This is a genomic window from Dyadobacter tibetensis Y620-1 (genome assembly GCF_000566685.1).
GTDB classification, from domain to species: domain Bacteria; phylum Bacteroidota; class Bacteroidia; order Cytophagales; family Spirosomataceae; genus Dyadobacter; species Dyadobacter tibetensis.
The window spans coordinates 625,015-638,387 of sequence record NZ_AZQN01000003.1; the positions used below are offsets into that span (position 1 = coordinate 625,015).

The 13,373-nt window shown below is 44.0% G+C and carries 15 protein-coding genes; 12 read left to right on the forward strand and 3 right to left on the reverse strand.

The features are described from left to right. The first annotated feature begins 21 nt into the window (after positions 1-21). The 9 genes from X939_RS0109685 to cysM all read left to right on the forward strand — a co-directional run bounded on the left by X939_RS0109685 (position 22) and on the right by cysM (position 9,479). Entirely contained in the window at positions 22-498 is a 477-nt protein-coding gene (locus X939_RS0109685; RefSeq protein WP_025763059.1) for a thermonuclease family protein, read from the forward strand. Positions 499-521: 23 nt separating this feature from the next. Further along, positions 522-1,079, forward strand: coding sequence for a hypothetical protein (locus X939_RS0109690; protein ID WP_025763060.1), 558 nt, complete (start codon positions 522-524; stop codon positions 1,077-1,079). 98 nt (positions 1,080-1,177) lie between these two features. Continuing rightward, a complete protein-coding gene (locus X939_RS0109695) occupies positions 1,178-2,278 on the forward strand; it encodes a hypothetical protein (RefSeq protein WP_025763061.1) in 1,101 nt (366 codons plus the stop codon). A 57-nt stretch (positions 2,279-2,335) separates the two neighbouring features. Then, complete coding sequence (locus X939_RS0109700) at positions 2,336-3,730, forward strand: hypothetical protein (protein WP_025763062.1); 1,395 nt, start codon at positions 2,336-2,338, stop codon at positions 3,728-3,730. Positions 3,731-3,760: 30 nt separating this feature from the next. After that, positions 3,761-4,297, forward strand: a complete 537-nt coding sequence (locus X939_RS0109705; protein ID WP_025763063.1) for a GNAT family N-acetyltransferase — start codon at positions 3,761-3,763, stop codon at positions 4,295-4,297. 104 nt (positions 4,298-4,401) lie between these two features. Further along, positions 4,402-6,129 carry an AMP-binding protein gene (locus X939_RS0109710; protein WP_025763064.1) on the forward strand — a complete coding sequence of 576 codons (1,728 nt, stop codon included), beginning with the start codon at positions 4,402-4,404 and terminating at the stop codon, positions 6,127-6,129. Between the two features lie 397 nt (positions 6,130-6,526). Beyond that, positions 6,527-7,258, forward strand: coding sequence for an alpha/beta fold hydrolase (locus X939_RS0109715; protein ID WP_025763066.1), 732 nt, complete (start codon positions 6,527-6,529; stop codon positions 7,256-7,258). 79 nt (positions 7,259-7,337) lie between these two features. Then, a complete protein-coding gene (locus X939_RS0109720) occupies positions 7,338-8,552 on the forward strand; it encodes an alpha/beta hydrolase family protein (RefSeq protein ID WP_025763067.1) in 1,215 nt (404 codons plus the stop codon). Positions 8,553-8,606: 54 nt separating this feature from the next. Next, positions 8,607-9,479 (forward strand): cysteine synthase CysM, encoded by an 873-nt coding sequence (cysM, locus tag X939_RS0109725; RefSeq protein ID WP_025763068.1) that lies wholly within the window; start codon positions 8,607-8,609, stop codon positions 9,477-9,479. A 66-nt stretch (positions 9,480-9,545) separates the two neighbouring features. Here cysM and X939_RS0109730 read toward each other — a convergent pair whose 3' ends face one another. Then, positions 9,546-9,965, reverse strand: coding sequence for a hypothetical protein (locus tag X939_RS0109730; RefSeq protein ID WP_044198889.1), 420 nt, complete (start codon positions 9,963-9,965; stop codon positions 9,546-9,548). 155 nt (positions 9,966-10,120) lie between these two features. Between X939_RS0109730 and X939_RS0109735 the strand changes: the two genes are divergently transcribed. The 3 genes from X939_RS0109735 (at position 10,121) to X939_RS0109745 (ending at position 11,588) form a co-directional block, all read left to right on the forward strand. Continuing rightward, positions 10,121-10,423, forward strand: coding sequence for a DUF4286 family protein (locus X939_RS0109735; protein WP_025763070.1), 303 nt, complete (start codon positions 10,121-10,123; stop codon positions 10,421-10,423). A 216-nt stretch (positions 10,424-10,639) separates the two neighbouring features. Continuing rightward, complete coding sequence (locus tag X939_RS0109740; protein ID WP_025763071.1) at positions 10,640-11,020, forward strand: HPF/RaiA family ribosome-associated protein; 381 nt, start codon at positions 10,640-10,642, stop codon at positions 11,018-11,020. Positions 11,021-11,174: 154 nt separating this feature from the next. Beyond that, the gene (locus tag X939_RS0109745) at positions 11,175-11,588 is read left to right on the forward strand and encodes a MaoC family dehydratase (protein ID WP_025763072.1); all 414 of its coding nucleotides are present in this window, start codon (positions 11,175-11,177) and stop codon (positions 11,586-11,588) included. A gap of 61 nt (positions 11,589-11,649) precedes the next feature. On the opposite strand, the gene X939_RS0109750 is transcribed toward X939_RS0109745, so the two are convergent. Beyond that, the gene (locus X939_RS0109750) at positions 11,650-11,829 is read right to left on the reverse strand and encodes a BF3379 family histone-like protein (protein WP_025763073.1); all 180 of its coding nucleotides are present in this window, start codon (positions 11,827-11,829) and stop codon (positions 11,650-11,652) included. A 264-nt stretch (positions 11,830-12,093) separates the two neighbouring features. Beyond that, positions 12,094-13,356, reverse strand: a complete 1,263-nt coding sequence (locus X939_RS0109755; protein WP_025763074.1) for an aminotransferase class I/II-fold pyridoxal phosphate-dependent enzyme — start codon at positions 13,354-13,356, stop codon at positions 12,094-12,096. Positions 13,357-13,373: the final 17 nt, after the last annotated feature.

Below are 13,373 nucleotides of genomic sequence, written 5' to 3' on the forward strand. Positions count from 1 at the left end.
TACAGTATTATTCTCGTTTTTTTGTTTGCATCCGGCAGTTGCGGACAATCCATTTCCAGCACCTCCAGGCTGCCTCAACCGCTGATAGCCGAAGTGATCGCCATTCAGGATGGGGACACGATTGAACTCAAACTTCTGTATACAGGCAAGGGTGCCGGACAGAGAACGGGAAAACCTCTGCGCATTCGGTTTTTGCATATCAACTGTCCAGAAAGAGGGAAACCTTATTACAAAGTCGCCAAACAATATGTGTCGGACCGTTGTTTTCGGCAGAAAGTTGAAATCCGACATGAAAACAAATTTGACCGATATGGCCGACTTTTAGGAGAGGTAGTTCTCAGTAATGGGGAAGTTCTAAATAAAACATTAGTTCAAAAGGGACTGGCGGTACATTTTAAAAAATACTCGTCCGATAAAAACTACGATAGGCTAGAACAGAAGGCCCAGTCTCAAAAAATTGGAATATGGAGTTTAGAACCCGTAAATTTGGGTAAATAATTGGGTTAAATTAAGCGTCTGCCATGAGTCTGTATCAGATTTTGTACGAAAATGAAATTCTTTTCCGCATGGAGGAACCGGCAGGGTCTGTAACTACTGGTAAGCCGCAGGAGCCAGATGCAGACCGTGGACAGGTGGCGGCGCGCCCAGCCACTACTGCTCCGCAGCAAAGGGTATCCTCTGCTCCCGTTACGCCCGAGGTGCCCTTTCCTGAGATCAAGCATCCGCTTTTGATTTTGACAGATGTAGCCGAGCGTCCGGACTTGTCCGCTTCGGAGACGACCTTACTGACCAATATTTTAAAGGCGGTAGGGCGATCCAAGGAAATGTCTGATGTCATCAATTATAGCTATTTGCAAAACAAAGATGCCCGTCTGGTTCTCTCTGGTCATAAAGTGAGTCACCTCATTAGCTTTGGGGTGCCGCTGATAAGGCTTCAGATCGATGTGGTGCTTACTCCATACATTCCTAAATTTATCGACGGGGTCTGGTTTCTGCTCGCCGATCCCCTGCCAGCCATTGAGTCAAATAAGGAAAATAAAAGGAAGCTTTGGGAAGCCCTCCAAAGAATATTCCTTTAAGCTCCCCCATCCGATAGCAATTTTTAATCAATCGCCATCACAATATTGGTGCTCCTATACTTGTTTTGATGGATAGTAGCTCAACGCTCTAAATTAGTATGACTGCAATAAAAAATAAATTATTGGCATGGTTCACTCGGAATGCGACAAAGGCCGAAGAACCATATTCGGCGTCTCCATCAGCATCCCAGGATCTTTCGATACCGGGCGAAGAGGGGGAGATTACACCCTCCGTTGCCGGCCAACCAGTAGATCCAATGCAGCGGGTCAGGGAAACTGTGCAGGCTCCTACCTGGTTGACAGATGAGGATACCCTGAGAGATGAGGGTATCTTATTTGGCCTGTCGGGGTCCGATCCTACTGAAAAGACTGAAATTATCCAGCATTATTTTTACCAAATTTCCGCTGGTCTAAGAGGGCAGATTGAACAGAAGAATGAAGAAATTCAGGAGTATAATCTTTTTATCGGACAAAAGGACGAAGGTATACAGGATCTGAAAAAATGTATAGGACAGGAGGTTCATTCTAGCCTCTCTCAGGATCATTATCTACCCAGAACCCTGCTTGGCTTGCTGTTGAGTACTGTTGTGTGCTTTAGTAATTATTTTTTGATCTACAATGCTTTGCTGCCATCGTATCCGGGTACTCCACTGATCGCCCTTGGCGTTTTTTGTGCAGGCATGTTCAATTTGTTTAGTCCCCTTTCATTTTTTCACGATACCGAAAAAAAAGTTTCATGGCGGGTTCTGATCGAAGAACTAGGCTTACCTCTTGCCGCAGCCAGTTTTGTGCTGGTGCATAGTCTGCAATATCAACAGGTGTGGCAGGCCTGGGGTCAATTCGTCTTTGTTCTTTTCCTATTCTTGTTCTCAGGGAAACTCCTTTTAAGCAACGTTACACTGATACATAAGAATATTCAATCCTGGCTAAAACAGAAGACGGAGCAAAGGAAGGCTAAAGGGCTTCGGCAAGCGTGGATAGACGAATTAAGGATTTTGGAAGAAGAGATGAGTCAGCTGAGAGTAAAGCGTTGGCAAGCCCTGCGCGAGCAAGGTGTTGCCGAAGCGCAAAGAGAAGAGTTGTTGGCCCAACGCGATATGTTGATCAAAATTTTTGAGAGCGAATATTATCTCGCCCGCGGTTTGAAAGGGCAGTTGTCAGGAAAAGAGTTGAATTTTATTCAGGACAGTCGGGAGTAAGAATCCCTTCAATAGAAGGCAGTCTTTCTTCCGTATCAAATAGCAATGAAATAGTAAATGGAACCAAACTCAGAACTACAGCATAACGATTATAGTCAGGGATATACCAATGGGTTGGAGGGGCTCGAACGGCATACCTATGAAGCGTACCTGAAAAGCCAGTCTGACTATGAATGGTTGACTTCTCAGATTGCTGATAGAAAAATTAGGCTCACTCAGGTGCAGGCGCGCATGCAGGAAAATTCTGTCAGACAGAAGCAAGCCTTCGATCGGTTGCAAGGCGAGCAGACGGCACTGCTTGCGCATAAAACAAAACTTACCGAAATTGAGTTAGCACTCGATAATGGACTGGCTGAGCAGGAAATTTTAAAAAAACGTAGAGAAAAAAATGCGCCGCATTATTCCCTGGTTGCTGGATTAATCTTCTTAGTAGCGGGGATTTCCTTTATAGCTGGCGATCTGATCATCTCCCATGAAATTGTTGCCTATGCGCTCAATATCCGAAATCCTAATGAAGCCTGGGCATTTGCGATTGGTTTGGCCATGCTATCAGTATTACTGAAGCCTGCTTACGATCGGCTGATTGAAGGGCCTTATCATGCCATCAGTTCCGATGGTACCCAAAAACGTTATGCGCGATTCAAACTGATTTTGTCGATTTTCGCCATTCTGACACTTACCGTTTTAGGTTGGTTTCGATATGAAGCCTATCGGACAGATAAATTGAAAGAGGCTATTAATAAGTCTGTTAAGAATCTTCAGCTTAATGCTATAGATCCACTTACAGGAACTCCTATAGACAGCCCTGAGATTACCGATAAAATTGAATCCGCTTTAAGGGAGTCCGATCAGTTGAGCCTCACTTTGGTTAATAGTCCTTGGGCTTTGCTATCATTTGTGCTAAGTGGAGTTTTGTTCGCTGTGGCTGGTGCCGTTTCTTTGGGTATGGCATTGCCTGTCCTGCAGGCGTTTTGGCTCCGTTGGTGTCAAATAGATCCTCGCTTATGGGTGTTGCAGCGCCGAAGGAAAAAGTTATTACGACTGGCCGAACCGATTCGCTTAATGGTGGCACGTCATGGAGCAGAAAAAAGTATTTGTGAAAATGAATTAAAAATGCTGGAACCCTTATGGGATATCAGAACGGAAGAAATTGACTTAAAAAAAGAGCTTGAGTACTTGGAGAAAGAGCAGCGCATCGCCTGGAGCGATAGCCGTGGGAATCAATATGCGGACGGGTATGCCCGTGGTAAGGTGGCCCGAGATGTGATGACGGAGGAGGAGTATGCCCAGTGGCGCCGCCAGCATCTTTCTTCCGCTAATTTAGCTATCAAGGCCCGCTCCAATACCGATACTGATCGTGTCTTTGCCCGATCTAATAAGTCTCCTAGACTAAGACCCCATCAGGCCATACGGAAAATAATTAGCGACCGTTTTGATGAAGACATAGTCTAATAGCAGATACGATATAAATTATAGAAAGGTATGATTGAAACCCCAAAGTTAAGGCTGGTGCCCTGTGATGACACGCTCTTCGATGCCATTAAAATGGGAAATAATGTGTTGGCCAGGGTAATTGGCGCAAATGTTCCTAAAAGGTGGACAGAATTTAGAGATACTTTTTCCCCTTCTTATGACCGATGGAAAGCACATCCACCGGTACGTGAATGGTGGGTATATCTTACCATCCACAAGGAACACAACCAGCTTATTGGCAGTTGCGGATATAAGGGGGAGCCAGATTCTAGCGGTATTGTCGAGATAGGCTATGAGATCATGCCCTCCTTAAGGGGGAAGGGGTTGGCCACGGAAACCGCGCGGGGATTAGTGGATCACGCTTTTGGTAGTAAAGGTGTTCACAAAGTTATTGCCCACACGCTGGCTGAAGAAAATGCTTCTACCAAACTTTTACACAATTTGGGGTTTCAGCAAACTCAGGATGTGAATGATACCGATGAAGGAGCACTGTGGTTATGGGAACTTCCCCGAAAAGAATGGCAGAAAAAAGTACAGGGTAGTTGAGCCAGGCGAACGGGTTTAAAAACAAAATAGATCGGAATAATCAAAAAATTAATTTATATTATTAAATTAATCCGAGAAATCTTACCACCCAACCTTGTATTGAAATGAATGACAATAAATCGCAAGAGCACCCATGGTATAAATTCTATGCACCGGGTGTCCCCCATCAAATTAATCCAGATGCATACGTCTCATTAATAGAGCTGATAGAAACGAGCGTGGCCACTCATCCCGATAAAAAGGCCTATACAAATATGGACAAAAGCCTCAGCTACGCTGATTTGGACCGGCTGAGTCTGCATTTTGCCGCTTATTTGCAGTCCTTAGGGTTGGTGCCCGGAGATCGGATTGCCATACAAATGCCCAATTTGCTCCAGTTTCCTGTGGCCATGCTGGGAGCTATTAGGGCGGGTCTGGTCATCGTAAATACTAATCCCCTGTACACTAGCAGGGAGATGCTCCACCAGTTCAAGGATTCCGGGGCTTCGGCCGTGGTTATTCTCGCTAATTTTGCGGTGAATCTCGAGAAAATTCTGGGCCAAACTCAAATCAAACATGTTATTATCACTGAGATTGGTGACTTGCTGGGTTTTCCGAAGCGTCTGCTGGTCAATGCAGTAGTGAAGTATATAAAGAAAATGGTGCCTGCTTACCACATTGCTAACACCATATCCTTCAATAAGGTCCTTTCAGAGGGAGCTCATTTGCCCTATCAGCGCCCCAAAGTGGCGGGTTCCGACCTGGCTTTTATCCAGTATACAGGAGGGACCACTGGAGTGTCTAAAGGGGCTATGCTAACGCACCGGAATCTGCTGGCTAATGTAGAGGGAATTAATGAGTGGATGATGTCGTCGGAGGGCTTGTCAAAAATGAAGGAACAAATTACCCTCATAGCCCCGCTGCCATTATATCATGTATTTGCCATGACAGTCAATGCACTATGTGCACTGAAATGGGGCGGACATAATGTATTAATCACAAATCCACGAGATATGCCCGCCTTTGTGAAAGAGTGGGGGAAATATAAGATTCATATATTTCCTGGGTTAAACACCCTTTTCAATGGCATGCTTAATAATGAAGCCTTTAGAAAACAGAACTTCGATTCCCTGAAGATTACCATTGCCGGGGGGATGGCCCTTCAAAGAGTGGTCGCCGAAAACTGGTTAAAAACTACAGGCTGTCACTTGGTAGAAGGTTATGGTCTATCTGAAACCTCTCCGGTGCTATCGGTGAACCTGCTTAACGGTCAGGAGCGGATTGGTACGATAGGAGTACCTATCCCAAGTACCGACATGAAGATACTTCGTGATGACAATACCTGGGCCGAGGTGGGAGAAAGGGGTGAAATTTGTGCTCAGGGGCCGCAGGTTATGGATGGATATTACAACCGCCCAGGAGAAACGGCTAAGGTTTTTCATGTGGATGAATCGGGAAAATGGTTTAAAACAGGAGATATTGGAATCCAGGATTCCGATGGTTTCTTCAAAATAGTAGACCGTAAGAAAGATATGATCCTCGTTTCAGGGTTTAATGTATACCCAAACGAAATAGAGGAGATCATGGCGCAATGCCCAGGTGTATTAGAAGTGGCCTGTGTGGGTGTGCCCGATGAGCATTCCGGTGAGTCGGTAAAGTTATTTATTGTTAAAAAGGATGATGGGTTGACTGAACAGGCAATCAATGATTATTGCAAAGTGAATTTTACGGGCTATAAGCGTCCTAAACAAATCGAATTTAGGGAAGAATTACCCAAAAGTAATGTAGGGAAAATATTAAGGAGGAGTTTAAGGGATGAAGCCCTGAAAGATATATCCGAAAATAAGGCCTGACATAAGTTCTGGTTCTCAATTTTTGAGGGGAGGAAAGGCTTAATCAGTTAACTACTGAATAGGCTGTGGAAGAAAATTGCTTGCTCCAGCCCATAAGACAAACCATATTTCCTTAAAAAGAAATATGGTTTTTTTCTGTTCTTTTCACCATTCGCTCCATTTTTTGGAATGGATATATTCTACGTCTTTAGACCCAGCCATGGCGCCGATCTAGGACAGAAGGAAATAAGTCTGGGTTAGAAATTTCACTTTTCAAGGATTGGTAATTGTGTGAACTAATGAAACTGAGTACTGGAAATTGAGCATTTTTTATTAAGAATAACCCAGTTCTCGTCGTGAATCGGAGGGCTTTCTGTATATTTATTCAAAATATATCTCAACTTAATTTTTCGACGCTATGATATTTCAACGCAAAACTTTGGTTCTGTTGCACGGTCATGGAATGGATGACAGCATCTGGGATCAGCTGGATGCTATTTTAAATGATTCCTTTACCATTATAAGACCAAATATATCTTTACTTACTTCCTGCCAGACTGTTGAAGACTATGCGGATGAACTGTATAGGCTACTTACCAATGCAAATATTCAACGCTGCACCTTAATTGGCCATTCCATGGGAGGTTATATAGGCCTTGCCTTTGCCAAAAAATATCCTGAAATGCTGCAGGGATTTGGATTATTTCATTCTACAGCTTTGGCCGACGATGAGGCTAAGAAGCATCAACGAAACCAAATGGTGTCCTTATTAAGAACCTATGGTACGGCTTCATTTATGAAAAACACGGCACCAAATCTATTTGGAACGCGTTATAGGTCTTTGCATCCTGATAAGGTGCAGGAACATGTTGATTTCTTTGCCAAACTTCCCGAGGAAGCCCTTGTCTCGGGCATTCACGCAATGCGGGAGCGGAGTGATCAGCAGGAAGTATTAAAAACAATAAATGTTCCGGTGCTCATCATTTTGGGTATGGAAGATAATTTTGTTCCCTTTGAGTCGGGTATGGATCTGTCAACCCTCCCCGCACAATGCTATCCGTTTATCTTGGCGGAAGCCGGCCATATGGGTATGATCGAGCGTCCGGATGCAACGGCACGAATGATCCGTTGGTATATGAGCAAGGTTTAAGATATGGCAGGTCACAAAACCAAAAGATATAATCTTTGACTTATTTAACAGATCACCTTAAAATCAAATAGTTGAAAATATGTCAGATATGAATCCATTTGGATCGGGTAAACGCTTCATCCTGAAGTATTCTTTTTTAGTACTCTGGTTCTTAATTATTTTCCAATCTTGTAAGAATGAGGGCAATGAGCCCGATCCGGATAGCGATCAGTATCTGGTAACAAGTACCGAAATAAAAAGTTTTACCAAGGCAGAACTCGTAGCAGAGGCATCTAAACTATCACCGCTGATAGCGGCTTATGTCAAAAATGGCGTGAAGGTATATAGGCTAACCTATCATACCAAGAATACCGATGGAGAGGATATTACAGCCTCCGGAGCCGTGATATTGCCTGAAACGACGGAAGATGTTTCTATGCTCAGTGTTCAGCATGGAACCATAGAGTCCGACGATCAGGCACCGTCTAACTTTAATGAAGGTTCAGAAGCAGCCACCTTCGGAACCTTATTTGGCTCCTTAGGCTATATCATTTCCTATCCCGATTATATAGGATATGGAGCTTCTTCCAGCCTGCCCCACCCATACGAGCATCGGGCAAGCCTGGCATCTGCTTCTGCCGATATGCTCCGAGCCGTAAAAGAAATGATTGCCAAGCAGTCGGCCGTAAAATGGAATCAGAAACTTTTTCTGGCGGGTTACTCGGAAGGGGGATTTGCCACCATGTCGCTTCAAAAGGAGCTAGAGGAAAATGCGCCGGGAGAGTTTAATTTGGTAGCGTCCAGTTGCGGAGCAGGAGCCTACGATAAAACGTCCTTTATGAAGTATGTTGTAAACCAGGATACTCACGGAATGGCCTCTTCCAACAAACTTTACCTTTGGGTAATGCTCACTTATGATAGAATTTATAAGCTTAACAAGCCTATGGAATACTATTTTAAAGAACCTTATGCAGCGGGTATTAAGGCTTCCGGAGTGGCTTATCCTATCTCCGTAAGTTTCAATTCTATATTAACAGAATCCTTTCGTAAAGCGGTTGCAGATGGGACGGAGACAGGCTTCTTTGCGGCTACGCAGGATAATGACGTTTACAACTGGAGGCCCAAAACACCAACGAGACTATACCATGGTACAAATGATCAACTGGTGTTTTTCTTTAATTCTCAAAATGCATATGACGCCATGGTGAAACTAGGTGCACCGGATGTACAATTAGTGCCAATCGCCAAAGGTGACCATGGAAGTTCAATCAGTGATTTCCTCTTGGGGACCTTACTATTTTTTACTGGTAAATGATCAATCTGATTATTTAAACTATTATTTTAATTTTATTCTATTTATTTCTGCATTATGTCATCCCTTCTTCAGTTAGTAGGCAATACCCCCTTAGTAGATCTGGATCATATCAATCCCAATCCAAATGTTAAAATTTACGGTAAGCTGGAGGGGAATAATCCGGGGGGAAGTGTAAAGGACAGAGCGGCTTACGCAATGATCAAAGGAGCTATGGAGCGGGGAGATCTTCAGCCCGGCGTTACCCTTATCGAGGCTACCAGTGGCAATACAGGGATTGCCCTAGCGATGATCGCCAGTCTTTTCCGTATCCCCATAGAACTGGTTATGCCAGAAAATTCTACCCGGGAGCGGGTTTTGACCATGGAGGCTTTTGGCGCCAAAGTTACCTTGAAAGAATCCATAGAAGCATCCCGGGATTATGCCGATCAAAAGGCAGAAGAGTCTGGATATTTTATGCTCAATCAGTTTGCTAATGAGGACAACTGGAAAGCACATTATGGAACTACCGGACCCGAAATATGGAAAGACACCAAGGGGAAGATTACTCATTTCGTGTCCTCTATGGGGACTACCGGAACCATTATGGGTGTTTCCCGCTATTTGAAAGAGCAGAATGCTCACGTTCAGATCGTTGGCTGTCAGCCCACGGATGGGTCCAGTATCCCCGGTATTAGAAAATGGCCCCAGGCCTATCTTCCTAAGATTTTTGATGCAAGTAGGGTGGACAAGGTTATTGAGGTCAGTCAGGATGATGCCGTGGGAATGACCCGGCGTCTGGCCCGTGAAGAAGCTGTTTTTGCTGGAATGAGCAGTGGGGGTGCTGCCTGGGCTGCTGTCCAACTTGCTTCCCAGATAGAATCGGGGGTAATCGTTACTATTATCTGTGATCGGGGAGATCGTTATTTGTCCAGCGATCTATTTGGATAAAACAAAAAACGGGCTAAACTCCGTATGGAATAGCCCGCTTTTTGGTATGCAATTTTCGATTCCAGATCAGAACCAACCTGCGCCTAGGTTACGGAAAGGCCAGGGAATACCTACTATAATAAGTATAAGACCTAAGGTATAAAAATACAAAACCGTTCTATGCTTGGGGGCCCCCTCCAATTTCTTACTGCGTACCCGGCCCATGGTAATCAAGACCAACGCAATAAGCATCATAGTAGTATGTTCTACGCTGAAGAACCGGTACATGGCATCACTCATCATGCTGAAATCCACTTTGGGGCTCATACTGAAAAGGATCAAGCCGATTAAAAGCTGCGTATGAGCCGCTATCATCGCAAATAAATACAGTTTGCTATCACCATGATCGTTGCTTTTCCATTTGGAATAGGCCACAAATATGGCGGCGATCAGCAATGCCAACACTACATAACGTAGGCCCGAGTGGGCGTGAATAAGCATGTTCATCAGAGTCGAAAGGATTTAAGTGAAAACTATCTTGTCACAAAGGTAATCTCCGCCTGCACTTCTCCCAAATAATCGGACAGGTATCTTCTGGGTATTCCGGATTAGGCCAGCTAAGGATTATGTTGGATATTTGTGTTTTAAAAATTAAAAGAAAAATGATTATCTACAACATAACGGTCAATGTGAACCACCCCATGGAAAATGAGTGGGTGGAATATATGAAAAGTAGCTACATCCCCGAAATTCAGGCGACGGGCTTGGCCATGGAGTGTAAACTTTTACGCCTTCTTACAGAAATAGAAAATGAAGGAGCCACTTATACCACTCAGTTTCGCTTCCTTTCCATGGAAGATTTTCTTGCCTATCAAACCAAATTTCAGCCTGCTTTAGCCGACAAACATCACCAAAAATTTAACGGGCATTACGTTTCTTTCCGAACCCTGCTGGAGGAAGCTTGAGTGGCCAACCGTTCCAAATACCGTACCCGAAAAATAAGACCGGTTTTGCTTGACATTTAACGTTGAATTTTGCTTATTCACTAAACCATTTCATTGAGCCTTGATCGATGATGAATGGGAGGGAGGGCCACCTGGGTGGCAACCTAAGCCTGCACCCCATGCTGTGGTTTTCCCGTGATGTAGATAAGTGATGTTTTACCTTAAACCAAAGTGCTTATGAGACTGCAGATGCAAGCAATTCACTTCGATGCCGATGCGAAGTTGTTCAATTTTATTCAACAAAAAATGGACAAACTAGATACTTTTTATGATCGGATAACGAGTGGTGAGGTATTTTTGAAACTAGATAAAAGTGAAAACGCAAAAACGCATACGAAGTTGCTGGAAGTTAAGCTATATGTGCCGGGTGGAACCGTATTTGTGAAAGAGCAAGGCACGACCTTCGAAGAAGCTACTGACTTAGCCATAGATACCTTAAAAATGCAGGTGATCAAATTTAAAGATAAGCGAAACAAAGCGAGGGGACCTAAAGTCGTGGCAGGGATCACCGACTCGGAACCCTTGGCCGTGGTAGAGGAAGAATTAGAAGAAGAATAATGCACCTTTTATAGTAATTTTCAGAAGGCCGTCCATTGTGGCGGCTTTTTTATTGCCTACCAGCTTTGCCTCTTAACGCTTGCTCCCGAAACAGTTTTTCGTATCTTCACTATCTTATAATGTAACAGGATAATTTTAACCCATTTTTATTAATATGACGATTGAAGCCGTTGTAGGAGCCTCGTTTGAGCATTCCTTCCGTTTTACCCAGGAGCAGGTGGTACAATTTGCCATCCTGACTGGAGACGATAATCCCTTACATCTGGATGCCGGATATGCGGCTACTACTCCTTTTAAGCGACCTATTATTCACGGAATGTTAGGGGCTACCGTATTTACCAAGGTACTCGGTACCGAATATCCGGGGCATGGATCCATTTACCTGAATCAAACTTTAGATTTTCTGAGGCCTATGTTTGTAGAGACCGATTATATTGCGGTCTTTACCATTAAAGCGCTTCATGCGGAAAAACATATAGCAGAGATTACCACCGAAATAAAGGATGCAACTACCAAAAAAGTAGTAACCCGTGGGGTAGCGACCATGATTAATAAAGAAAAATTCTGACAAAAATAAAGCCCGGGTCTTTCAGGATCCCGGGCCGAGTTTGGCGGTGTGCTTGGTGGAATTACTCAGCAGCGTTCTTTTTGTTCTGAACCTCTGTGCGGATTTCTTGAGCGAGCGTCTTAAGGTCTTGCATACCTTTACGAACGCGGGTTCCTGCTGCCTGATTCTCTTTGCTGTAGAACTTATCGAAATCACCTTCTAGTGACATTATCAAATTCTTTACTTCCTCAAATCGTGTCATGTTATTTTGGTTTTATAGTTAAATTATGCCTTTGCACGGCACAGAGGCACGTTTTGACCGAAATTTAGTAATTTTAAACATTAACGCAACTCAAATAATAAAAAAAAACCGTTGAATAGTCTTATCTAACCAGATTGTCAAGGTTAACTTGTTGTTAATGAAATAGTTAGATTCGTATTAAAAAGTGACTTAAAAATATATAAAAAAGGGCCTAATTATAAAAAAGGCCCTTTTTTGCATATATATGCAGTTTTTTCGATGTCCTTATTCTGTTACCTCTTCCAATTGGTAAACTCGGTTCTTAAGTTTCTCAGCAAGAGTGGTAAAAGCATTCAAGGTGTATTCAACTTCTTCCAGCGTATGGGCGGCAGTAGGGATAATACGGAGCATAATTTGACCCTTAGGCACGACCGGGTAAACCACTATCGAGCAAAATACGCCCATGTTCTCTCTCAGATCGCGGACCATGCGGGTAACCTCAGGTACTCCTCCTTCACTATGTAGGAAAACAGGCGTTACGGGTGATTCAGTTTCTCCGATGTTGAAGCCCCGGGAACGTAGTCCATCCTGCATGGCTCGAACATTTTCCCAAAGCTTGGTGCGTAGCTCAGGCATGGTTTTGATCATTTCCAGGCGCTTAAGTCCTCCTTCTACATAAGGCATCGGTAGGGCTTTAGCATACGTCTGTGAACGCATGTTATATTTTAGATACATGATAATTTCGGGATCGTCAGAAGCTATAAATGCACCAATAGCAGCCATCGATTTAGCGAAAGTAGAGAAGTATAAGTCCACCTCTTTCTGCACGCCCAATAATTCATGAACCCCGGCACCCGTTTCTCCCATGGTACCGAAGCCGTGGGCGTCGTCAACCAATAGGCGGAATTCATATTTCTTTTTTAGTTCAACAATAGCCTTCAAGTCTCCTACCTTGCCAGACATGCCAAATACGCCCTCAGTAATTACCAATACGCCTCCGCCTTTTTCGTTGGCTTGCTTGGTAGCACGCTTTAGGTTTTTTTCAAGGCTTTCCATGTCGTTATGGTTGAACTTATAATACGTTCCCATTTTAGCCTTGTGAAGTCGTATTCCATCGATCAGGCAGGCATGCGACTCAGCATCATAGACAATTACATCGCGATGATCGCAGATGCATTCGATGGCTGACATTACTCCCTGATAACCATAGTTAAGCAAGAAGGCGTCCTTTTTGCCTACAAAAGTGGCCAACTCCTTTTCAAATTGCTCATGTAGGGTAGAGTTTCCCGACATCATTCGGGCTCCCATAGGATAAGCCAGGCCCCATTTGGCAGCGGCCTCAGCGTCTGCTTTTCTGATCTCGGGATGGTTGGCCAGCCCCAGATAATTATTCAAGCTCCAGTTGAGCACCTCACGACCCATGAACCTCATTTTCGGCCCCAAATCTCCTTCCAACATCGGGAAAGAAAAATAATGGTGACTATTCAGCATTTTAGCCGGGGTGCCGATCGGTCCGGAGTTGTTGTGTAGTTTCTCAAAAATATCCACTCTCGTCTTATTTATGT

Bases quoted from the DNA above. Each gene is read 5' to 3' on its own strand.
- X939_RS0109690 (WP_025763060.1), top strand. From the start codon at position 522: ATGAGTCTGTATCAGATTTTGTACGAAAATGAAATTCTTTTCCGCATG.
- X939_RS0109695 (WP_025763061.1), top strand. From the start codon at position 1,178: ATGACTGCAATAAAAAATAAATTATTGGCATGGTTCACTCGGAATGCG.
- X939_RS0109700 (WP_025763062.1), top strand. From the start codon at position 2,336: ATGGAACCAAACTCAGAACTACAGCATAACGATTATAGTCAGGGATAT.
- X939_RS0109705 (WP_025763063.1), top strand. From the start codon at position 3,761: ATGATTGAAACCCCAAAGTTAAGGCTGGTGCCCTGTGATGACACGCTC.
- X939_RS0109710 (WP_025763064.1), top strand. From the start codon at position 4,402: ATGAATGACAATAAATCGCAAGAGCACCCATGGTATAAATTCTATGCA.
- X939_RS0109715 (WP_025763066.1), top strand. From the start codon at position 6,527: ATGATATTTCAACGCAAAACTTTGGTTCTGTTGCACGGTCATGGAATG.
- X939_RS0109720 (WP_025763067.1), top strand. From the start codon at position 7,338: ATGTCAGATATGAATCCATTTGGATCGGGTAAACGCTTCATCCTGAAG.
- cysM (WP_025763068.1), top strand. From the start codon at position 8,607: ATGTCATCCCTTCTTCAGTTAGTAGGCAATACCCCCTTAGTAGATCTG.
- X939_RS0109730 (WP_044198889.1), bottom strand. From the start codon at position 9,965: ATGAACATGCTTATTCACGCCCACTCGGGCCTACGTTATGTAGTGTTG.
- X939_RS0109735 (WP_025763070.1), top strand. From the start codon at position 10,121: ATGATTATCTACAACATAACGGTCAATGTGAACCACCCCATGGAAAAT.
- X939_RS0109740 (WP_025763071.1), top strand. From the start codon at position 10,640: ATGAGACTGCAGATGCAAGCAATTCACTTCGATGCCGATGCGAAGTTG.
- X939_RS0109745 (WP_025763072.1), top strand. From the start codon at position 11,175: ATGACGATTGAAGCCGTTGTAGGAGCCTCGTTTGAGCATTCCTTCCGT.
- X939_RS0109750 (WP_025763073.1), bottom strand. From the start codon at position 11,829: ATGACACGATTTGAGGAAGTAAAGAATTTGATAATGTCACTAGAAGGT.